The sequence below is a fragment of the Sulfurimonas sp. NWX79 genome (assembly GCF_039667035.1).
GTDB lineage: Bacteria > Campylobacterota > Campylobacteria > Campylobacterales > Sulfurimonadaceae > Sulfurimonas > Sulfurimonas indica.
In genome coordinates, this window is record NZ_JALCZL010000032.1 from 1 (window position 1) to 20,306 (window position 20,306).

The 20,306-nt window shown below is 30.4% G+C and carries 22 protein-coding genes and 1 tRNA gene; 1 reads left to right on the top strand and 22 read right to left on the bottom strand.

Features of this window, described 5'->3' with window-relative positions; translation table 11 throughout:
- Positions 1-151 precede the first annotated feature (151 nt).
- Positions 152-286 (top strand): hypothetical protein, encoded by a 135-nt coding sequence (locus MNY27_RS10190; protein ID WP_346392270.1) that lies wholly within the window; start codon positions 152-154, stop codon positions 284-286.
- A 168-nt stretch (positions 287-454) separates the two neighbouring features.
- Here MNY27_RS10190 and MNY27_RS10195 read toward each other — a convergent pair.
- From MNY27_RS10195 to MNY27_RS10300, 22 genes are all read right to left on the bottom strand, one after another.
- A tRNA-Asn gene (locus MNY27_RS10195) sits at positions 455-529 on the bottom strand.
- Positions 530-584: 55 nt separating this feature from the next.
- Positions 585-2,345: a nucleoside-diphosphate sugar epimerase/dehydratase gene (locus MNY27_RS10200; RefSeq protein ID WP_152184237.1), complete on the bottom strand. Its 1,761-nt coding sequence runs from the start codon at positions 2,343-2,345 to the stop codon at positions 585-587.
- The gene (locus MNY27_RS10205; protein ID WP_152184238.1) at positions 2,338-2,742 is read right to left on the bottom strand and encodes a DUF86 domain-containing protein; all 405 of its coding nucleotides are present in this window, start codon (positions 2,740-2,742) and stop codon (positions 2,338-2,340) included. The genes MNY27_RS10200 and MNY27_RS10205 overlap by 8 nt, the downstream gene beginning before the upstream one ends.
- Positions 2,732-3,079, bottom strand: a complete 348-nt coding sequence (locus MNY27_RS10210; protein WP_346392271.1) for a nucleotidyltransferase domain-containing protein — start codon at positions 3,077-3,079, stop codon at positions 2,732-2,734. The genes MNY27_RS10205 and MNY27_RS10210 overlap by 11 nt, the downstream gene beginning before the upstream one ends.
- Before the next feature lie 23 nt (positions 3,080-3,102).
- Positions 3,103-3,351, bottom strand: a complete 249-nt coding sequence (locus MNY27_RS10215) for a helix-hairpin-helix domain-containing protein (RefSeq protein WP_152184240.1) — start codon at positions 3,349-3,351, stop codon at positions 3,103-3,105.
- 232 nt (positions 3,352-3,583) lie between these two features.
- On the bottom strand, positions 3,584-4,543 hold the full coding sequence (locus MNY27_RS10220; RefSeq protein WP_152184242.1) for a glycosyltransferase family 4 protein: 960 nt from the start codon (positions 4,541-4,543) through the stop codon (positions 3,584-3,586).
- Positions 4,540-4,827 (bottom strand): type II toxin-antitoxin system RelE/ParE family toxin, encoded by a 288-nt coding sequence (locus MNY27_RS10225; RefSeq protein WP_346392272.1) that lies wholly within the window; start codon positions 4,825-4,827, stop codon positions 4,540-4,542. Before MNY27_RS10225 ends, MNY27_RS10220 begins: the two co-directional genes overlap by 4 nt.
- On the bottom strand, positions 4,817-5,071 hold the full coding sequence (locus MNY27_RS10230; protein WP_346392273.1) for a type II toxin-antitoxin system Phd/YefM family antitoxin: 255 nt from the start codon (positions 5,069-5,071) through the stop codon (positions 4,817-4,819). The genes MNY27_RS10225 and MNY27_RS10230 overlap by 11 nt, the downstream gene beginning before the upstream one ends.
- Positions 5,072-5,105: 34 nt before the next feature.
- Complete coding sequence (gene pglE / locus MNY27_RS10235; RefSeq protein ID WP_346392274.1) at positions 5,106-6,236, bottom strand: UDP-N-acetylbacillosamine transaminase; 1,131 nt, start codon at positions 6,234-6,236, stop codon at positions 5,106-5,108.
- On the bottom strand, positions 6,229-6,636 hold the full coding sequence (locus tag MNY27_RS10240; protein WP_346392275.1) for an acyltransferase: 408 nt from the start codon (positions 6,634-6,636) through the stop codon (positions 6,229-6,231). The genes pglE and MNY27_RS10240 overlap by 8 nt, the downstream gene beginning before the upstream one ends.
- Positions 6,633-7,229, bottom strand: coding sequence for an undecaprenyl phosphate N,N'-diacetylbacillosamine 1-phosphate transferase (gene pglC, locus MNY27_RS10245; RefSeq protein WP_346392276.1), 597 nt, complete (start codon positions 7,227-7,229; stop codon positions 6,633-6,635). Before pglC ends, MNY27_RS10240 begins: the two co-directional genes overlap by 4 nt.
- Complete coding sequence (locus tag MNY27_RS10250; protein WP_346392277.1) at positions 7,210-8,439, bottom strand: glycosyltransferase family 4 protein; 1,230 nt, start codon at positions 8,437-8,439, stop codon at positions 7,210-7,212. Before MNY27_RS10250 ends, pglC begins: the two co-directional genes overlap by 20 nt.
- The gene (locus MNY27_RS10255) at positions 8,436-9,548 is read right to left on the bottom strand and encodes a glycosyltransferase (protein ID WP_346392278.1); all 1,113 of its coding nucleotides are present in this window, start codon (positions 9,546-9,548) and stop codon (positions 8,436-8,438) included. Before MNY27_RS10255 ends, MNY27_RS10250 begins: the two co-directional genes overlap by 4 nt.
- The gene (locus MNY27_RS10260) at positions 9,545-10,906 is read right to left on the bottom strand and encodes an O-antigen polymerase (RefSeq protein ID WP_346392279.1); all 1,362 of its coding nucleotides are present in this window, start codon (positions 10,904-10,906) and stop codon (positions 9,545-9,547) included. Before MNY27_RS10260 ends, MNY27_RS10255 begins: the two co-directional genes overlap by 4 nt.
- A 31-nt stretch (positions 10,907-10,937) precedes the next feature.
- Positions 10,938-12,041 (bottom strand): glycosyltransferase, encoded by a 1,104-nt coding sequence (locus MNY27_RS10265; protein WP_346392280.1) that lies wholly within the window; start codon positions 12,039-12,041, stop codon positions 10,938-10,940.
- Entirely contained in the window at positions 12,038-13,300 is a 1,263-nt protein-coding gene (locus MNY27_RS10270; RefSeq protein WP_346392281.1) for an oligosaccharide flippase family protein, read from the bottom strand. Before MNY27_RS10270 ends, MNY27_RS10265 begins: the two co-directional genes overlap by 4 nt.
- Positions 13,290-16,127, bottom strand: a complete 2,838-nt coding sequence (locus MNY27_RS10275; protein ID WP_346392282.1) for an RNA-directed DNA polymerase — start codon at positions 16,125-16,127, stop codon at positions 13,290-13,292. The genes MNY27_RS10270 and MNY27_RS10275 overlap by 11 nt, the downstream gene beginning before the upstream one ends.
- Entirely contained in the window at positions 16,124-17,218 is a 1,095-nt protein-coding gene (locus tag MNY27_RS10280; RefSeq protein WP_346392283.1) for a DegT/DnrJ/EryC1/StrS family aminotransferase, read from the bottom strand. Before MNY27_RS10280 ends, MNY27_RS10275 begins: the two co-directional genes overlap by 4 nt.
- Positions 17,215-17,784 carry an acyltransferase gene (locus MNY27_RS10285; RefSeq protein WP_346392284.1) on the bottom strand — a complete coding sequence of 190 codons (570 nt, stop codon included), beginning with the start codon at positions 17,782-17,784 and terminating at the stop codon, positions 17,215-17,217. The genes MNY27_RS10280 and MNY27_RS10285 overlap by 4 nt, the downstream gene beginning before the upstream one ends.
- On the bottom strand, positions 17,784-18,743 hold the full coding sequence (locus tag MNY27_RS10290) for a Gfo/Idh/MocA family oxidoreductase (RefSeq protein WP_346392285.1): 960 nt from the start codon (positions 18,741-18,743) through the stop codon (positions 17,784-17,786). The genes MNY27_RS10285 and MNY27_RS10290 overlap by 1 nt, the downstream gene beginning before the upstream one ends.
- Positions 18,744-18,745: 2 nt before the next feature.
- Complete coding sequence (locus MNY27_RS10295; protein WP_346392286.1) at positions 18,746-20,017, bottom strand: nucleotide sugar dehydrogenase; 1,272 nt, start codon at positions 20,015-20,017, stop codon at positions 18,746-18,748.
- Positions 20,014-20,306 (bottom strand): MarR family EPS-associated transcriptional regulator (locus MNY27_RS10300; RefSeq protein WP_346392287.1); only part of this gene is annotated, 293 nt, incomplete at its 5' end. The genes MNY27_RS10300 and MNY27_RS10295, both read right to left, overlap by 4 nt.

The window sequence follows — 20,306 nt, forward strand, 5'->3', positions numbered from 1 at the left end:
ACAGACCACGAAAATCTCTTGGCTTTAAAACTCCTGCTCAAGTTTTTTATGCTACAGTTTCAAAAGTAATGGCTGCATAATTAAGAGGTGGAAATTGCATTTATTGGTTGAATGGGCGGTTTAAAAAGTAACTTTTAACTCACTTCCTTTAGTGCCAATTTTAGCAGTTCGTTTGACAACAGGAGTAACACCTGTCTACTTTGATTATATAACAGATAGGACTATGGATGTAGCTACAAATTTTGAAGATGATTATAATGCACATAATGCCGAAAATGATGCTTAAACTAATAGATGAAATAGTATTTATTTGTTAAATGGGCATAACTTACTTATTAAACTCTATCACAAAAGATATTATCGCACGGACTTATCACGGACTTTGATAAATTTTTGAAAGCTTAAAGTAAAAATAATTATGGGGTTAAATCCCTAAATATAGGGGTAAGTTGTATGGCTCCGGATACTGGATTCGAACCAGTGACCAAGTGATTAACAGTCACCTACTCTACCGCTGAGCTAATCCGGAATGTGTAGCGAAATTCTACCCAAAAAGTTTTAAAATAATCTAAAAGAGTGTCCTTTTAGAGATTCATTTGATGATTAAACTCAGGTACAATCTCTTTTAGCTTTACAAGTTTATCACTACTGATAAGTAATTCTTCTATATCTTTGTTAAGTTTTTCTAAATCATATGCTGTTGCTTTTGCAACAGTGATGGACTCATACTCCGTCTTTGCATCACTCTCATCGATAAGTAGCTCTTCATAGAGTTTCTCACCGGGACGCAATCCACTAAAAACTATTTCTATGTCATTTCGACCACTCAGTTCCAACATCTTTTTTGCTAAATCTACGATCTTAATAGGCTCACCCATATCAAGGATAAATATCTCACCACCGCTTCCAATGGCACCGGCTTGCAGTACAAGTTCACACGCTTCGGGGATGAGCATAAAGTAGCGAGTAATATCCGGATGTGTTACAGTAATAGGTCCACCCTCTTCTATCTGCTTTTTAAATTTTGGGATGACACTTCCGCTTGAGCCCAAAACATTTCCAAAACGAACAGCTACAATGTCTGTACCCTTTCCATTGGAATTTTCTAAAGAAATGCCAGCATTTTGTGCATAGAGTTCACAGATACGTTTTGTTGTTCCCATGACATTTGTAGGTCGTACTGCTTTGTCTGTTGAGATCATCACAAATTTTTCTACATCGTTTTCTATGGAGACATCAATGACATTTTTTGTCCCCATAATATTATTGATAATGGCCTCTTGCATATTATACTCAACCAATGGCACATGCTTGTAAGCCGCTGCGTGAATAACAATCTGCGGTTTGTAATTTTGAAAAGTCTTTTGTAACTGTTCTTTATTGACAATACTCTGCATTACGGGAACCGCGTCCACATCTTTGAGCTCTTCTAGAATAGCATAAAGATTATACTCACTGTGATCGAGCAAGATAAGTTTTTTAGCACCATACTTCTCACACTGTCTGCATATCTCACTCCCGATGCTACCACCGGCACCAGTGACTAAAATAGTCTTGTTCTCTATAAAAGAAGCAATTTTTTCTTTATCGAGATCTTTTGGATGGCGTGCTAGCAGATCTTCAACGGAGAGATCTTTTAACTGTGTAGCAAGACTTTTTCCTGTTAATATTTCATCAATGGAAGGCAAAACCTGTATGGTTTTAAAGTACTCCGATAAATTGTCATATATCTCTTTTATGCGCTCTTTAGGTGCACTTGGCATGGCAATAACCAGCAAGTCATACTTTCTCTCACCCATAATCTCTCTGAGTTTTTGTTTTGAGAGCACTTTGACAGAGTCAATAGAGCGATTTTGTAAAACCTTGTCATCATCTACAAAATACTCTATCTTGTATGCCGAATTACTAAATTCGGACTCAAGTTTTATGCCCGCTTTCCCTGCGCCATATATAACAACTGATTTTGTCTTTTTTACTTTTGATTTATTTATGAAATAGTAATAGGCATACATCAAAAAGTTGATGCTAAAAAGATATAAAAAGAGCTCTGATACCAAAAACGAAAAACGAACTTTACCGTAAAAAATTGGTAGATAGACAAAAAATGCGGCAATATAAACAACACTTTTAATAAGAAAAGTCTTTTGTGAGGCTTTCGACCAAGAGAGCGAATAATCACGCAAAATAAGACGAGAAGCAAGCATACGAATAACAATGACACTCGCAACAACTTCAAATTCAAAAGGGAGATGATAGATAAAAAAAGTCCACCAAAAGGTAATGACTGAAAGCAGTATAATCACTAAAAAATTTAGTATTCTTTTGTCTACTGATCCGTTAAGCATTTTTTATATATTCCAAATACTCTCTAACTTCATCTAGTTTTTTTAGACTATCTTCACATATAAGTAGATAGTCAATCTTTTCATAATCATGTGCTAAAAAATTTCTAAATGATGCTATTTTTGCAAAGCTATATGCAAATTCTTTCGGAATTATACCATTCATCCCTAAAATGTCTATTGCTTCATAATAACTTTGGGGTGTTGCTAATGATTTATACTTAATGAGCATTTCTGCCAAAGCAATGCAACCATCACTAACAAGATAAAGATAATGCAGAAGGGCTCCTTCATACATAGGATCCTTCACAAATCTTTCTTTACAATCTTCTTTGTAGGAATCCAATAAACTTAAATAATACTCTAGTTTATTTATCTTTGCTTCTATTTTAGGCAGCATCTATGTACTTTCTAAAAGCTTTATAGTCTAAAATATCATGCTGGCGCATAACTTCATATTCAAATCTTTTTTCACCCTCTTTGATAACTATCCCATCCTTAAAGATATTTTCAAGTAAGAAAATATTTTTTATATCATTTAAAACGATTAAATCTATCTCTTTTTGTAGGCTTTTTGAAAGTTCATAAATAATTTGTAAACGTATATCTAATGCTGTATCTTGCAAAAAAACTGCTATATCTACATCGCTACTATCTGTAAAATCATCTCTTGCATATGAACCAAACAAATAAGCGAACTCAACAGTATCCATTGAACTCAGTTTATTTTTTAACACATTTACCATTATAAATTAATACCCTATTTTTTACAACTACCTACAGAAAGATTCGCTTTATTGTTTGCAATGAATTTTTCACCGATACCCTTCACTTCTGTTAATGCTTCTACACTTTTAAAGCAATGCGATTTTCTATAGCTAATGATTGCATCAGCTTTTTTACTGCCTACACCTTTTAAACTCATCAACTCACTTTTACTAGCATTGTTAATATCCACTGCACCAAATACCAAAGTGATTCCCATCACCAAAATTGCTAAAATTTTCATTTTAACCCCTCTTATTTAAAGTAATTCACAGTATATATTATTTTTAATTAAAATTTTCTTGGAACCTAGGTTTTAATCTAGGCCTTAGTCTTAAATACACAAAGCCTGTTCTTTAGCGCGGGATAATCATATACGCCAAAGCAAATAAAACCACATTCACACCCATAGCCATCAAAACAACCCTGTCATGCGAATAACCTGCCTTGATTTTTAGGGGCATTATACTGTAACACTAAAATACCTTCTTTTTATCTACAAATTTTATGATAACATAAAGTAACCCCAAAGAGAGTAAAAATGCCACTAAAGGTGTAGAGATAAAATAAGCAGCACAAAAGAGCATAATATTTACACCCATAGCAAACAGTACTACCCTATCATGTTTCCATCCAGCTTGTGTGAGCCTTTGATAAGCATGTTTTTTATGTGCTTGGCTCAGTTTTTCTCCATTTTTCTTTCTTCTTAAAAGTGTAAGTGTTGCATCAAACCAAAAAAGACCAAAAAGAATTATCCATATCCAAAAGTTTTGAGCATCCTGATTAGCATAGTAGATCGTAAAAATAGCAACATTGTAACCGAGTAATGTGCTGCCTACATCCCCCATAAATATCTTCGCTTTATGCCAGTTCCAAACTAAGAATCCTAACACAGCAACAGCTAAAACCAAAAAATGTGCTCCACCAAAAAGTAAAAATCCAGCTATTGCTAAAAAGAGAGCTTCACTTCCTGCATAGCCATCAATCCCATCTAAAAAATTATAGAGATTGATAAACCAAATAATCATAAAAAAAGCAAAAATATTTGTCAAAAATTGATTTTGAGTACTAAAGAAGAAGAGATCTAATTCTCGAAAGCCACCTAAAAAGTAGAGCCCAAAAAGAGCTACAAAAGCCTGTGTGAAAAGCCTAACTTTTGCACTAAGTTCAAAAAGATCATCAAAATAGCTCACAACAGAAATAATCACTCCAACAAGCAAAGCAAAAAAGAGATGAGAGTCAATAGAATTCGTAAAGTACAGATAAGAAATCCCTACAAACCATGTAACGGCTACAGCAACTCCCCCACCATGTGGCGTAGGCACAGAGTGAGAACTCCGCTCGTTTACCTCAGCTACTAAAGACTTTTTAATAGCGTAGTTTTTTATAAAATATGTAAGCACAAAAGAACAAAGAAAAAGAAAGATATATATCATTTTGCTCTTTCTTCCAAATTTTTATAAATAGTGTTATTCTCTCGTTTGCCGACACCAAGAACTAAAACAACTATTGCTTCATCTTTTACCTCATAAACAAGTCGAAAACCAGAACTTCTTAGTTTTATTTTATATATATTGTTATATCCGCTCAGTTTATTTTTCTGTATTCTTGGATTCTCTACAATTTTTTCAAGCTTTTTTTTAAATTGTGTCCGAACTGTAGATGTAATTTTTTTCCACTCTTTGTTTGAAACTGGTGTAAATTTTATTTTATAAGTCATCTAAAGATACTTCTATAAGTTCATCTTCATTATAATTCAGTCTCTCTTCTACAAGCTTTGCCAAATAGTAATCATCAACTATTTCCATCATCTTCTCATACAAACTGCTAGGTACAAGATAAGCACTTGCCACATTGTGGTTTAAAATCGCCACTGCTTCATCCCCTGCATCTTTGAGTAATTGTGTCGGTGATTTTTTGAGTTCTGTAATACTTGCAGTATAGTTTGCTAAAATTGGTTGCATTTAGAATCCTTTTTTAAGTATTTAAAATTGTACTTTATTTCATACTTTTTGTCAAATACTTATTTAATGATCTCTTAATCACATTACAAATCTTTGCAACATCATCTTTTGTCATTGTTGTACTGCTTGCCAGGCATAAACCTCTTTCATACAATGCTTCACTTGTTCCATCCAACATAGTCTTTGTATCTTTAAAAAGTGGTTGCATGTGCATCGGTTTCCAGAGTGGTCTACTCTCAACATTTATATCTTCAAGGGAGTGCATCACTTTTTTATAGTCACTCTTTTCAAAAGTGAGTGCAGTAAGCCATCTGTTTCCTCGACTGTTTGGTAGTTCTGGCATAAAAGTTATCTCTTCTACATCTTCTAAAAACTCTTTGTACCACTTAAATATTTCTCGTTTTTTTGCTACTCGCTCTTCTATTACTTCCATTTGACCAACACCGATGGCTGCAAGAACATTACTCATTCTGTAGTTGTATCCGTACTCTTCATGCTCATAGTGTATAAAAGGCTCTTTTGCCTGTGTGGCATAAAACATGGCTTTTTTTATCCACTCTTCATTTTCACTCACCAGTATGCCCCCACCCGAAGTTGTAAGGATCTTATTACCGTTAAAGCTATAAATACCAAAATCTCCAAATGTTCCTGTATGCTTACCATGAAAAGTAGCACCTAAAGACTCTGCTGCATCTTCTATGAGGTATACACCATGAAGTCTGCAGATCTCAGCAATTTTTTCTATATCGGCACTCATTCCGTACAAATGTGTTACGATTAAGGCCTTTGGTTTCTTTTCGCATTCACACAGGTATTTGTTGAGCAGTTTTGGTGAGAGATTCCACGACTCTTTATCACTGTCAATAAAAACAGGATTGGCACACTGGTAGAGTATGGCATTTACAGAACCTATAAAAGTAAATGTAGAAGCTAAAACATCATCACCTTCACCAATTCCAAGTACACGTAACGCAAGATGAATCGCTGATGTTCCACTGTTAACAGCCAAAGCATTCTTGGCATTTGTATAGTCCATAATGCTTCGCTCAAACTTATTTACATATTCTCCAAGCGGTGCGATATAATTACTTTCAAATACTTTTTCTATATACTTTAACTCATTGCCACCCATATGTGGAGCTGACAAAAAAATTCGCTTATTCATCTATCTTCCTCATTACCTTTGCAGGTACTCCATAAGCTATGACATTATCAGGTATATCACCAAGTACCAAACTATGTGCACCTATTATAGAATTTTTTCCAACTGTTACACCAGGCAGAACAGTCGAATGACTTCCTATTTTAGAGTTTTCTTTTAAAATAACTTTTCCCCGTTTGTTATCAATGGTAGAAAGTGAGTAGATAGAGCAGTGAGAACCTATCTGTACATAGTCCTCTATAATCACTCCATATTTGGCATTGATATAACTGAATGCTCCTATATCAGTTTTATACCCAAGTTCCAATCCATCTACATTTTGTACTACCCAATTGTATTTTGTCGGTTTTCCCTCTACTATTTCAGGATATTGCCAACCTTCAAAGCGTTTTTCTTCCTTCATCTTTCACTTCCTTTAAACTTCTCCATCGTCACACTGCTATCGGAACTTATATCACTGCGTTTGACAACTTTTAAAAAAGTCATCCAAAGTATCTTCATATCTAAGGCAAACGATTGATGCTCCACGTACCACACATCAAGTTCAAACTTCTCCTCCCAACTAATGGCATTGCGCCCATTTACCTGTGCCCAGCCTGTTATGCCCGGTTTAACATCATGGCGCTTTTTCTGTCTCTCATTGTAAAGTGGTAAATACTCTACCAGTAAAGGACGAGGACCAACAAAACTCATCTCACCCTTCAACACATTAAAAAGTTGTGGTAATTCATCTAATGAAGTGCTTCGTATAAACTTACCAATACCTACCAACCGTTGTTCATCTGGCAACAACTCTCCATTTTTATCCACTTCATTTGTCATTGTTCTGAATTTATATATCTCAAAAATTTTCTCTTTGCTTCCTGGTCTCTTTTGTCTAAATAGGATAGATCTTCCTATCTTAATAAAGATTAAGATAGAGATTATAATATATATTGGTAAAAAGAGTATTATCAATATAAGAGCCAATATCTTATCAAATACTACTTTTATCATCTTTTTTTAAAACCTCTTCTTTTAATATCTTCTCCAATCTATTTGTTAAAACCTCTATAGAGAAGTTATCTTTTAAATAATTATAGCCATTTTCTCCATAGATATTTAACTCATCTTTTGACATTATAGAGAAATTTTTTATACTTTTAGCTATAAGTTGAATATTGTTCTCTTTTATAACTTTACCACTATTAGATTTTTCAATAATATTATCTTCAATATTACTAACAAATAGTATAGGCTTTTTAGCGCTCATATAGTCAAAAACTTTATTCATACTCATACCATACCTATAGAGTGGGAGATTTTTTAATCCTACATAGAGTAGGTCGGCACTTTTTAGATAGTCTATAATTTGATTTTTTGATACTGAGTCTAAAAATGTTATATTGCTCAATTTTAGTAGATTTGCTTTTTTGATTAGTTGCTCCTTTAATGCTCCCTCTCCTATAAGTGTAAAGTGTATCTTATTATCCTCTCTTAATATATCTGCTACATCAATTAAAACTTCTAAATTGTTTGCTATGCCATGTGAACCTGTATAGAGTATATTGAACTTAGAACTATCTAAGAGTTGTTTATATCTATCTCTATTTGAGATATTAGAGCCATTTGATATCCAAACTATATTCTCTTTAGGGATATTTAACTTCTCTATGTAGAGGTGTGCTTTAGGTAAGAGAGTTATAATCTTATCTGCCTTTTTATAGAGAAACTTCTCTAAAAAGGAGAGTAGTAGTATAAATGGGTGCCATTTTGATATCCCCATATCTATAAGAGTTTGAGGCCAAAGGTCTCTTACCTCCATAACAAAAGGCACTCTATATCTTTTAGATAATCTATATGCTACATATACAGCAAAGAGATGGACGGATGAACCTACAATAATATCTGGCTTTTTTAAATCTAATTTTGGAATAATCTTTAATACTTTAAAAGAGTAACTTAACATATTTTTTACTCTTGATATACCATTACCAAAATAGGGTGGTGTCTCTATCCATATAAAATCTATACCATCTACATCCTCTTTAAGATACTCTTGATTTTTATACTCTTTCATCTCCTTATATTTTGAGTAGTGAAAGCTAGATGCAGCAATGGTGACACTATGACCTCTTTTGACAAGCTCTTTGGCAAAATCATAGTGTCGTGTTCCACCACTCATGTCTGGTGTCAGGGCATGGTGATTAAAAATCCAAATATTCAATTCAAAATTTCCTCATAAACTTCGAACAGCTTTTTCTCTTCAATCGCCCAGTTATACTTTTCTACCACTGCATTGCGTCCATTTTGACCCATCTTTTGAGCTTCTTTAGGATGAGTGATAATGTAGCCAATAGCATCGGCTATCTCAATTGGATTCATAGGATCTACACATATCCCACAATTATATTTTTCTATAATATCTTTATAAAGTTTAAAATTAGAAGTTACTACGGGTAGACCTAAAGCCATATATTCAAACACCTTAGTAGAGTATGATTTAGTATAATTATCTATCGGCTTTAAAATAGAGAGCCCTACCTTTGCATTTCTTGATAATTTCAATCCATCAAATAGTGGCATAGAACCATAAAACATGATATTATTTTTGATATTTTCTATATCATAGCTATTAACTAATTTTGTATCATATGGACCAATATAATGCATATAAATATCGGGGAAAATATCTTTTAAGATTTTTATAGCTTCAATAGTTACATCTAAGCCTCTGTTGTTTGATATTCCACCTATATAGAAAAGTTCATTTTTTTCACGATTAGTTATATAAAATTTTTCAAGAGGTTTAATGTCTGGCATATTTAAAATAGTAACAACACTGTTTGACAATTCAGAATAATATTTCAAATAAGAATCTTCTGCTAGTATCAATATGTCAAATTTTAATAAAGATTTTTTTTCATATATTCTATATACAAATGAAATGAAATTTCTTAAAAAATAATTTATATATTCTTTATCTCTTATTTGCATGGCAATATTTTCATGAATATCAAAAATAACTTTTTTCCCTAATTTTTTAAGCTTAAGTCCTACTGGTATTAATTCAGGATCATGAAAATGATATATATCACTATCTAATTCTATTGCTTTTTCTAAAACTTTTTTAGTTGTTTTGAATATACGATTTATTCTACCATCTAGCTTTCCTACATCGTATATGTTTACATCATTTTTAATTTCATCATCATTATTATCCGCTACTATTAAATTAACTTCATATTTTTTTATTTTAGATAGGCTAGAACATTCTTTTAAAAAAATTCTCGTATCATATCTTGGATGTGCTGATGTTAGGTGAGTTATTTTCATCTTTTATGACCTTTTATGAGTATAGTTTTTATAAAAATAAAAGTAAAAATAAATAAATATATAGGTAATAATGCCCAAATAAATCCTTGAATTACTGTTGAGTCTACTTTAGGGAGTATTAATACTAAAAATAAAAACTTTGTATAAATAAATAGATTCATTAAACTTTTATGAGGATTTACTATTTTTGCAAATAATTGCAATATAGCTCCTAAAAAAAACATTCCAAAAGTTATCCCAAATATACCAAAATTTAAAATCATTTCACTTATTATTCCAGGTGCAGGTGCTCCACTGACATGGTCAAAATATACCTCTTTTAATCTCATTCCTATACTTGTAATATGTAAATCTAAGAAGAGTGATTTATTTAACCAGTATCTAGTAAAATCAAAAAAAGATTGCCCAAATAGATATCCATAATCATCTGTATATAAATAACTAAATACAATCGATTGTAAATCACCTATATTTGTTCTACCAAAAAATAGTATTCCTAATAATTCTAATATTGGTATTTCAACTTTTTTTCCTATATACTCCATATTACTATAAAATCTCATCATATATAATGCACCTAAAAATATAAAAAAAAGTATAATATAAAAAATCTTTTTTATATCGAATTTTATTTTATTATATATAGCATACATAATAAAAAAAGAGGCTAAATAAAATACAGCAGCTGATAATCTAGCTTTTGAAACTAGCATCAAAAATGTTAAAAATATTATTATTTTTACATATAATGGTATTTTGTTATATTTATGTAAATAAATTAAAAATAGTAAACAACTTCCTATATATGATAAATGGTATGGTAATGTAGTAATACCTTCTTTTAATATAGCATGGAAAATACCTATTTTTGATAATAAGTCTATAGGTCCATCTGCAATAGTAAAGGAAAGATATAGCCAATATATAAAACCAATTATAAATAATATAATTAATAATATTCTAAAGAATAATGAGTCAAAATTTATAAAATTAAAATCAAAGTTTTTACTTTTTATGGTAATCTTTTTTGATATTAAGCTACCTAATAAAAAAAATAAATATCCAAATATAATACTATACATTGCTACGATAAAATCACTCATATAAAATTGATTTGAAACTTCATTAAAAAATCTAGCATTATATATATTTTCATAAAAGCTAAAATATATTCCACTAAAAGAGTATCCATAAAATAATACAGAGAAGAATATTATAGGAGTATATTTATCTTTTATTTTTAGAAATACTGTTGTTAATATTATAAATAATATAAAAGATAAAAAAAATAATTCTAGATTAATAATTTTTTCATCATATGTTATTAGAAAAATACCTATTAATAAAAATAAAGTCATAAAAGTATTTTTTTTAACTACTAAATTATTTTTAATATACATTTACCCAACTTTCTATACAATTTTTCCAACTAGATAATCTATAGATAATATCTTGATTTACCAATAGATCTCTTTTATACTCTTTCATATTATTTACTATCTTTGTAATAGTCTTTTTAAGTTCTTTAGTATCATCAATTTTATAATACTTTATACCCTCTTTATCAAAAAGCTCATAAGGTAGCCAACTTCCTGTAATAACAACATTGTTTGCATATAAAAACTCCTGCATAGTTCCAGAGAAGCTATCTGTCTCTAAGATATTTATCATAATATCTGAAGCCAATTTTATATAGGCATTTTCATCTTTATATAAAAAATCTTCTAAAACAATATAGTCTAAATTACTACTTTTTAAGATATTTTTTATATTTTCCCTATTTAGATTATCTCCATAAGTCATAGGAAAGATAAATTGTATCTTTTTAAGTAAACTATCATCAAGTTTTTTTATACTCTCTATTATTTTTGTATGTTGTTGGGCTTTAGTAGAGTTGTATCCACAGGTAATAATTATCTTTTTGCTATTATAACCTAAAGATTGTTTTATCTCTGTTTTAGATTTATCTCTATTCTTGTCTATATAATCTAGTGTCTTAAGACCAAATCTACATACATAACTTTTATCTTTAAAATTATTATAATAGTTTAAAAAGCTTTTCATTGTTAGAGGATTGGTAAAAGTGATAGCATCTGCCTTTTTATAGATAACTTTTTGAATATCTTTGATTAGATTTGATGTTCTATAAAAATCACTTCCATAAAATGTTATTATCAGTTTTTGTTTTATTAGAGTTGGTAAAATCAAAAGATAAAACCATCGTGATACATGGATATTTACAATATCAAAATTATACTCTTGTATCACTTTTTTGATATATAACATTCTAAAAAACATACTAATTTTTGGTATATTTTTATACTTTAAAAACTCTTTACTGTATGTTTGATTCTCTTGATTTGTGTTATCAAACAGTGTAAGAGATGCAAAATCAAGAAGGCTTATGTCTATATTTTTATCTTTTTGGAATAACTCCTCTTTTAACTCTCTTCCAAATACAATTTTAGAATTTGCTATGATTAATATTTTCATATTTTAACCTTTAATTCGTTTAACATCCATCTTAAATTATAAAGAAGTAATAGGGAATTAACAAGCGTAAATAGGCTTAATGATAAATATATATTTTTATATATTACACCAAAATATAGAGCATTTACAATAAAAAATAGTTGGATAATTGATACTATAAATGCTTTTTTTTGTTTATCTACTAAACTAGGTATAAATGCAATGGTTGCTACAACTGTATTTAGTAGTAGCCATGGAGATAATATCTGAGTATATATACCTGATTCTCTCCATTTATCTCCAAATAGAATTTCAAATATATCTGGTGCAAAATATATAAAGAGAATATAGGGGATTAGAATTTTTTTTAAAAGAGATTTGAGAAGATTTATAGTAAAGGTGTATGTATCTTTTTTATCATTATAAAGTAAAGAGAGTTGTTGATTATAGACTTTTGTACTTGCACCTGCTAAAATCATCAAAGGAGCAAAGACTACTCTAGTGCTTAGAGAGTATAATCCAACTATACCTACACCAAAAAATGGAGTAAATATATATATGGGTAAATTTGATGAAAAACCATTTAAAAAAGCATGTGGAGCTTGAAACTTTGGAAAATTTTTATATCTTTTTGCAAGGGCTATAATTTTTACTTTAGATATTTTTGAGATTAATATCTTATCTTTTATAATATTCTTAAATAATTTCATATTTGCAAATATTTGAGATATAAGCTGACCTGTTATCAATCCTGTAGCACCTTGTTTTAAAAATCCTACACTTAACTGTATAATAGCTGTTATTATTGATTTAATAATAGTTGCTTGGGCTATATCTTTATACTCTTTTTTTCTATTATTAAATAGAACTAAGAGATTAAATAGTCCAATAAAAAAGACTGTTAAAGGGATAAAATAGAGCCACAAAGATATCTCTTTGCTATTTAAAAGTCTTACAAAGTAGTTATGAAATAGGACTACTAAAACTAAAAGAGATATAGATATAGTGAGATTAATTATAAATCCTAAAGCAAATATATTGATAGCATCTTCATCTTTTTTTGGAATTAGTATAGCCTGTTCATATCTAGCAGATGCAATTACACTAAAAAATCCAACTATAGCTACAAATAGAGCAAATACCCCAAAATCCTCTGGAGTATAAATCCTAGTTAAAATGGGACTAATAGCTATGGGTATAGCTTGGGCTATGGTTGTGCCTGTCATAAGTGTAAGAACATTACGGCTAAATTCACTCTTTGGTTTTAGTTTAATTATCATCTTCACCTCTTAAAGATGAAATATTAAAATTAGATGGAGTAAGTTTATATAGCTCTTCATCTTGCTTTTGCAAACAATGTCCTTTTCTTTGAAACTTTCTAAGCTCTTTTATATCTATCGTATCTACTACGAGATAAATATTTTCCCCACCTTTTAATTTTACTATGTCTTTTGCTTCTGTTTTAGATGGTTTTACTATCCGACTATCTCCATAATCTGAAGTATTTACTTGTACTATATAGCAATGTATATCCCTAGATAAACTATCTATGATATTCGAAAAATAGTTTGTATCTTTGTTGTACTCTATAGCTACCAAGAAATCTACTTCTCCTACTAAACTACTTCTATACTTAATATCTGTTAATTCATAACAATTAATTGTACTAAATACACTACCTCTATATTTATAAAGGGTTGGTATTTTTTTTAGATTTTCATTTGCTATAAATCCTCTACTTTCTATATCTATCTTTTCGTCTGGTGCAAAATATTTTTTTGCTTCAAAGTTTATAAAAAGGCTTGTATGTCCATCTATATGGAATGGTAACATTACACAAGTATAGTTTGAGACTTTATGATCTATTTTTATATGTTCTACCCCAAAAACCAGACCTATACTGTTTTTTTTAGCAAATCTTGCTAATATATGTATCCAAGCATAAGGGATAGAAACTTCTGGAAATATAAGTAAATCAACTTTATGTTTTTCTTCTATTGATTTATTTAAAATATTAAATATATTTTGTAATCTTTCGTAAGAAATATTTGGAGATGATACATAAGATGCTTCTATATCTTTTAGAGATGTTTTTATACTTACTATCCCTATTTTTAACTTATCTTTAGTTTCATCACTATTTGTAGTAATAATATACTTATTATCTTCGTGTGTTGGGAGTTTATTATTGAAGTTTTTATCAAATTGATTAAAATTATTATATTCTTCTAATACTTTTTTAGTATCTGTAGAATAAAATACCTGTCTATCAACATGACTGTTTATATGTATATAAAAATCAAAAAGTATAATTTCATGATAGTGAATATATCTTGGTGAATTTTGTATTTTTTTACTCTTGCTATCTATTTTTAGTTTAATATCTTTTAATTCTATCTTATTAGTCAAATAATTAAATGGGTTAATCTCTTCTTGTTTTATCCACTCATCCTTATCATATAAAGTAGCATAGTTTAACAATGGATAAGTCATAAGATAGCTACTAAATAGATTTGCTTCTCTTATATTTTGAATATCATTTGTGTTTAATAATTGATTTAATGGTATATCATTATCTTCTATTTGATCTACAAGATTATTTTGAAAATAATCTGGATTTATAGCTACTCCAAATAAAACACTATTTATTAGATACCTTTGTGTGTCATTTATCAATTCTTTATTTGATAGTTTTTCTATAGTATGATAAAAATCTTTAAATAACTTTACAAACAAATCATAAGATTTTGAGATATAAAGATATGTAAAAACTTTTTCCCAATGTAGTCTTAGTTCTAAAATATTATGCCCACTAAATACATTTTGTAATTGTTGATTATAAATAGAGAGATGCGTCTCATCTAATTTTGATACAGATACAGTTGAAAGCATCCCTGACATATTTTTTGAAATATTTAAAGTATCTTTTGTAGTTCCTATAAGTGAGCTTAGTTTATTTTCACTATCACTATAGAACATACCAAAAGATGATGATTCTAATGTTTTAAAAAGCTTTTCATCATCTGGCATAAAGTTAAAAAAACTACTGTTTTCATCTATTTTATCTTTAAACTTTTTTAACAGTGATATAGAGTCATTTCTATGAAAATGAAATAATTTTACTTTTTTATTTTGTAATTTAAATTTTTTCTTGCCAGTTAAGATTTGAACTGTTCTTTTTCCAGTTCTTAATTTTGAATTTTGTGATTTGCAATTTAGTAAATCTGAAACTATTGTTTTAGAGTTTAAATTAACATTTGCATTTGAAAATACAAATAACATATCATCTACATATCTTCCGTAATATTCTGGTTTTACATTTTTAATATCTTTATCAAGATCATTAAGTATATAATTTGCAATAATTGATGAAGAAACTAGTCCAATAGGCAAGAATTTCTTAGAGTTATATTTGACTTTTTCCCTTGGTTTAAGATTTTCTACTTTTTTATGAAAAGCACTATGTATCTCTTGCATAAGGGTATTTAAATCATATTTATCTTCAATATCATCTTTTATACTATCAAAAGTAAAATCAATATTGTAATAAAATTCTTGGATATCAAGATTTAAAACCGTTACATCTAAACCTTTTTTATGTAAATGCATAGCCATATCAATAGCCTTATCTCGAAAACTTTGATAACCTTCATAATATGGTCGAAAAAGTTTATAGCTATCATATTTAAACTGATTGTTTTGATCTCTATAAAGTCTATTACCTTTTATATCCTTAATTAATTCTTTATCCAATTGTTCGCCAATTAGTATAGTCCATAATACAGATATGAGATGAATTTCTATGGATGCTTTTATAAAGATATTATATGACTCAATTTCATAATCATCTTCATGTATAGTTTGATTTGTATAAAAATTTTCCTCTTTCTTTATAGATTTTATTCTTTTGACAATCAAGGTATAGCTTATGTTTTTAGTCCATATTGATATATCTTTATTTTCTATTGCCTTTACTAATGATTTTAAATTACTTTCTAAATTTTGTTCAAAGTGTGCAAGTTCTATCTTTTCAGTTAATAAAGTTTTATCTGTATATAAGAAAGATTTTAGTTTTTTATATGCTTGTTTTAAAAGTAGATCTATCATGATATTATTAAATTTTCACTAATAAACTTTATCTCTTCATCACTCACATATGGGTTCATCGGCAAACTCATAATCTCATCACTTACTTTTTCAGCTGTTGGGAATTCACCTTTTTTGTACTCCAAGTATGAAAAACACTCTTGTAGATGCAGTGGCATAGGATAATGTACTGCTGTTGTGATACCTTGTTCTTTTAATTTTGCTTGTATTTCATCTCTGTCTTGTACTCTTATGCTGTATTGAGCAAATACACTTGTTCTATCATATGCTATAAATGGCAAGATTATATCTTTATCTTTTAGTGCATCTGTGTATTTTTGTGCTACTTCTTGACGAAGCGCCAAATCTTTTTTATAATGCTTTAACTTTACATTTACCACAGCACACTGAATGGTATCCATTCTTCCACCAAGCCCTATATATTTGTGATGGTAGCGTTTATTTTGTCCATGCACTCTGAGTTGTTTCATTTTTGTAGCTAGTGTTTCATCGTTTGTAAAGACTGCACCACCATCTCCAAAACATCCTAAAGGTTTTGCAGGGAAAAAGCTTGTTGTACTTATGTCACCAAGGTTAGAGTCAGTTTTATCTTTATATGTGCTTCCAAAGCTCTGTGCACCATCTACTATAACTTTTAGAGTGTGTTTGTCTGCTATGGTTTGGATGGCATCTATATCTGCTGGTTGTCCGTAAAGACTTACCGGGATGATTGCTTTTGTTTTTGGTGTTATTTTATCTTCTATCTTGCTTGGGTCAATATTGTATGTTTTTTCATCTATATCTACAAATACAGGTTTGGCACCTAAAAGTGCTATGGTCTCGGCAGTTGCAATGAAAGTAAAGGGAGTAGTTATCACTTCATCCCCAGGCTGTATATCTAGTGCCATCATAGCAAGCAGTAGTGCATCTGTTCCACTACTACATGTGATGGCATTTTTTGCATCTGTAAAATTCTCAAGATTTTTTTCTAATTCATTAACTTCTTCACCCATAATATAGTTAGATTTATCTAAAACTTTATGGATGGCTTCGTCTATCTCTTCTTTATAGAGTTGATACTGATACTGTAAGTTTGCGAAATCTATCTTCATTTTTTCTCCACTTTCAACTCTTCATCTTTAAGTTTATATTTGGCATATTCATCTTCTGCTGTATCATCTATAAACTCTAAGGTATTCCCACTGATACCTACCCAACCTATCTGTTTGGCAGGTACACCAACCATTAAGGCATACGACTTTACATCTTTATTTACCACTGCACCACTTCCTATAAGCGCATACTCACCGACTGTAACACCACATACTATGGTAGCATTTGCTCCTATAGAACATCCCTTTTTGAGAAGGGTTTTTTTAAATTCATCTTTTCTTTGAATAAATGCCCGTGGATTTATAACATTTGTAAAGACCATAGAAGGCCCTAAAAATACATCATCTTCCACCTCTACACCATCATATATAGAGATGTTGTTTTGAACCTTTACACCATTGCCTATTTTTACATTAGGACCAACTACACAGTTTTGTCCAAAAGAGCAGTTGTTTCCTATGCTTGTATTTGAAAGTACGTGAGAGAAGTGCCATATTTTAGTATCATCACCAATGCTTACATTTTCATCGATGTATGCACTCTCATGAGCAAACCACTTTGCCATTATGTAAGTACCTTTTTACAAAACGGATGATATTCTCCTTGCAAACCGACTGCAGGAAGGTTCCTAATCGTAGATACTGTTCGAATACTTCCATACGCTTCATCAAGTCCAAATCCACCACCATTCAATATATGCTCATAACTCTTCGTGTGCAAATCTGTAAAACCACCACTAAACTCTATCTCATCACCATCAACAGTGATAGATCTATATGTTCTCATAGCACTAGCTTTTATATCTTCTGGGATATAATCATAGTTTACTGAGAGAAACCATCGTACTGTTGCATTTTTGAGTTTAAAATACCCGGCATTTGTATCTGCAGTCTTTACATGTACGATATTTTCCTCAACATCTCCAAATATCCAACAAAGCATATCGTAAAAATGAACACCTATATTTGAAGCGATCCCACCGGACTTTTCTTCTTTACCTTTCCATGACTCAAAGTACCATTTTCCACGGCTTGTTAAATAAGTAAGATCTATATCGTACTGTTTATCTGGATTTTGCTCAAGCTCTTTTTGAACTTTTTCTTTTAAGTCTATTATAGATTGGTGCAATCTTAGCTGTAAAATATTATAAACTTTTTTTCCTGTAGCTTTTTCTATCTCTTTTAGTTCATCTATATCTAAAGGATTGAGCACGAGTGGTTTTTCACAAATCACATCTGCACCTTGACGCAATCCAAATCGGATATGACTTTTATGCAGATAGTTCGGTGAACAAATACTGACATAATCAAGAGAGTGCCCATCTCTTTTATATTTATCCAAAAAATCTTCAAACCGCTCCATCTCTGTAAAAAAGTCAGCTTGGGGAAAATTACTGTCCATTATCCCTATACCATCATACAGATCATACGCTACCACAAGTTCGTTTTGCGTCTCTTTTATAGCTTTCATGTGTCGTGGTGCGATATATCCTGCAGCACCTATAAGTGCAAAGTTTTTTTTCATTTCTAAAGTCTCCATGTCGGTTTTTCTACTATGCCTTTAACATCGATGACTATCGGTGTTCCCTTAGACATACTCTCATACTCTTGTGTTGTAATCTCTTTAAATTTATCATGACCTACTGCTACAACGATAGCATCATATTTATTTGAATTGAGTGGCAACTCATTTACAAAATTCAGATCTTTTGTTTCCAGGTCACTTCTATCTACCCAGTAGTCATATACTTCTACATTACATTCAAACTCTTCAAGTTCTTTTATAATGTCCAGTACTTTAGAGTTTCTCATATCTGGACAGTTTTCTTTAAAAGTAACTCCCATAACCAAAATATTTGCATTTTTAAGTTTCTTGTCAAACTTCACCATTTTTTTGATAGTTTTATCTGCAATGAGTTTACTCATAGAGTTATTTATCTGTCTCGCACCAAGAATAAGATTTGGCATATACCCAAGGCTCTGTGCTTTATGTGTTAAATAATATGGATCAACGCCTATACAGTGTCCACCAACAAGTCCAGGGTACAGTTTTATAAAATTCCACTTCGTAGCAGCTGCTTCTATGACATCATTTGTATTGATTCCCATCAAATCAAAAATCATAGCAAGTTCATTAATAAGTGCTATATTGACATCTCTTTGGGTATTTTCAATTACTTTTGCAGCCTCTGCCACTTTGATAGTTGGTGCCAAATGTGTTCCTGCAATAATTATAGATTTATAAAGTTCATCTACTTTTTTTGCAATCTCAGGAGTTGAACCAGAAGTAATTTTTAAGATTTTTGTAACAGTATGTTCTTTATCTCCCGGGTTTATTCTCTCTGGAGAGTATCCACAAAAAAAGCTTTCGTTAAATTTCAACCCACTCTCTTTTTCTAAAATAGGCACACACACCTCTTCAGTAACGCCAGGATACACTGTAGACTCGTAAATAACAATATCATCTTGTTTAAGAATTTTTCCTATTGATTCTGTTGATTTTACAATTGGCGTCAAATCTGGTTCGTTTGACTCATCTATTGGGGTTGGAACAGTTACAATATAAATATTACAATCTTTAGCATCGTCAATAATGCTTGTATATACCATACCGTTTTCTATAGACTCTTTTACTTGATTAGTTGTAAGTTCCTGCGTTCTGTCAAACCCATTTTTTAGTTCTTCAATGCGTTCTATGTTAATATCTAAACCAACAACACTGTACTTTTTACTAAATGCATGCGCTAATGGCAAACCTACATAACCTAAACCTACTATACATATTTTTTCATTATTCATATTTTTGATCCTCTATAATATTCCAACTCCCGCTGTAGCTCTTCATATTCTGATTTTTTCCTGACGATGAATTTTTTTGTGAGATCTATCTTGGCTTTGATGCCCTCTTCTGTAAGGAGATATTTATACTGATTTTTATTTTTGTTGGTAAAGAAACTCTCTGCTTTGATGAGACCTTTTTCTATGAGGGCTTTGATGACGTAGTTTACTTTTCCGACACTTAGGCTCAGTTCATCGGCTAGAGATTTTTGGCTCTTTGTTATTTCAATTTTTCTAAGCACATTGAGTG

What these genes read in the sequence shown, in the direction of transcription:
- MNY27_RS10200 (WP_152184237.1), bottom strand. Translation starts at nt 2,345, where the DNA reads ATGCTTAACGGATCAGTAGACAAAAGAATACTAAATTTTTTAGTGATT.
- MNY27_RS10205 (WP_152184238.1), bottom strand. Translation starts at nt 2,742, where the DNA reads ATGCTGCCTAAAATAGAAGCAAAGATAAATAAACTAGAGTATTATTTA.
- MNY27_RS10215 (WP_152184240.1), bottom strand. Translation starts at nt 3,351, where the DNA reads ATGAAAATTTTAGCAATTTTGGTGATGGGAATCACTTTGGTATTTGGT.
- MNY27_RS10220 (WP_152184242.1), bottom strand. Translation starts at nt 4,543, where the DNA reads ATGATATATATCTTTCTTTTTCTTTGTTCTTTTGTGCTTACATATTTT.
- MNY27_RS10225 (WP_346392272.1), bottom strand. Translation starts at nt 4,827, where the DNA reads ATGACTTATAAAATAAAATTTACACCAGTTTCAAACAAAGAGTGGAAA.
- MNY27_RS10230 (WP_346392273.1), bottom strand. Translation starts at nt 5,071, where the DNA reads ATGCAACCAATTTTAGCAAACTATACTGCAAGTATTACAGAACTCAAA.
- pglE (WP_346392274.1), bottom strand. Translation starts at nt 6,236, where the DNA reads ATGAATAAGCGAATTTTTTTGTCAGCTCCACATATGGGTGGCAATGAG.
- MNY27_RS10240 (WP_346392275.1), bottom strand. Translation starts at nt 6,636, where the DNA reads ATGAAGGAAGAAAAACGCTTTGAAGGTTGGCAATATCCTGAAATAGTA.
- pglC (WP_346392276.1), bottom strand. Translation starts at nt 7,229, where the DNA reads ATGATAAAAGTAGTATTTGATAAGATATTGGCTCTTATATTGATAATA.
- MNY27_RS10255 (WP_346392278.1), bottom strand. Translation starts at nt 9,548, where the DNA reads ATGAAAATAACTCACCTAACATCAGCACATCCAAGATATGATACGAGA.
- MNY27_RS10260 (WP_346392279.1), bottom strand. Translation starts at nt 10,906, where the DNA reads ATGACTTTATTTTTATTAATAGGTATTTTTCTAATAACATATGATGAA.
- MNY27_RS10265 (WP_346392280.1), bottom strand. Translation starts at nt 12,041, where the DNA reads ATGAAAATATTAATCATAGCAAATTCTAAAATTGTATTTGGAAGAGAG.
- MNY27_RS10270 (WP_346392281.1), bottom strand. Translation starts at nt 13,300, where the DNA reads ATGATAATTAAACTAAAACCAAAGAGTGAATTTAGCCGTAATGTTCTT.
- MNY27_RS10275 (WP_346392282.1), bottom strand. Translation starts at nt 16,127, where the DNA reads ATGATAGATCTACTTTTAAAACAAGCATATAAAAAACTAAAATCTTTC.
- MNY27_RS10280 (WP_346392283.1), bottom strand. Translation starts at nt 17,218, where the DNA reads ATGAAGATAGATTTCGCAAACTTACAGTATCAGTATCAACTCTATAAA.
- MNY27_RS10285 (WP_346392284.1), bottom strand. Translation starts at nt 17,784, where the DNA reads ATGGCAAAGTGGTTTGCTCATGAGAGTGCATACATCGATGAAAATGTA.
- MNY27_RS10290 (WP_346392285.1), bottom strand. Translation starts at nt 18,743, where the DNA reads ATGAAAAAAAACTTTGCACTTATAGGTGCTGCAGGATATATCGCACCA.
- MNY27_RS10295 (WP_346392286.1), bottom strand. Translation starts at nt 20,017, where the DNA reads ATGAATAATGAAAAAATATGTATAGTAGGTTTAGGTTATGTAGGTTTG.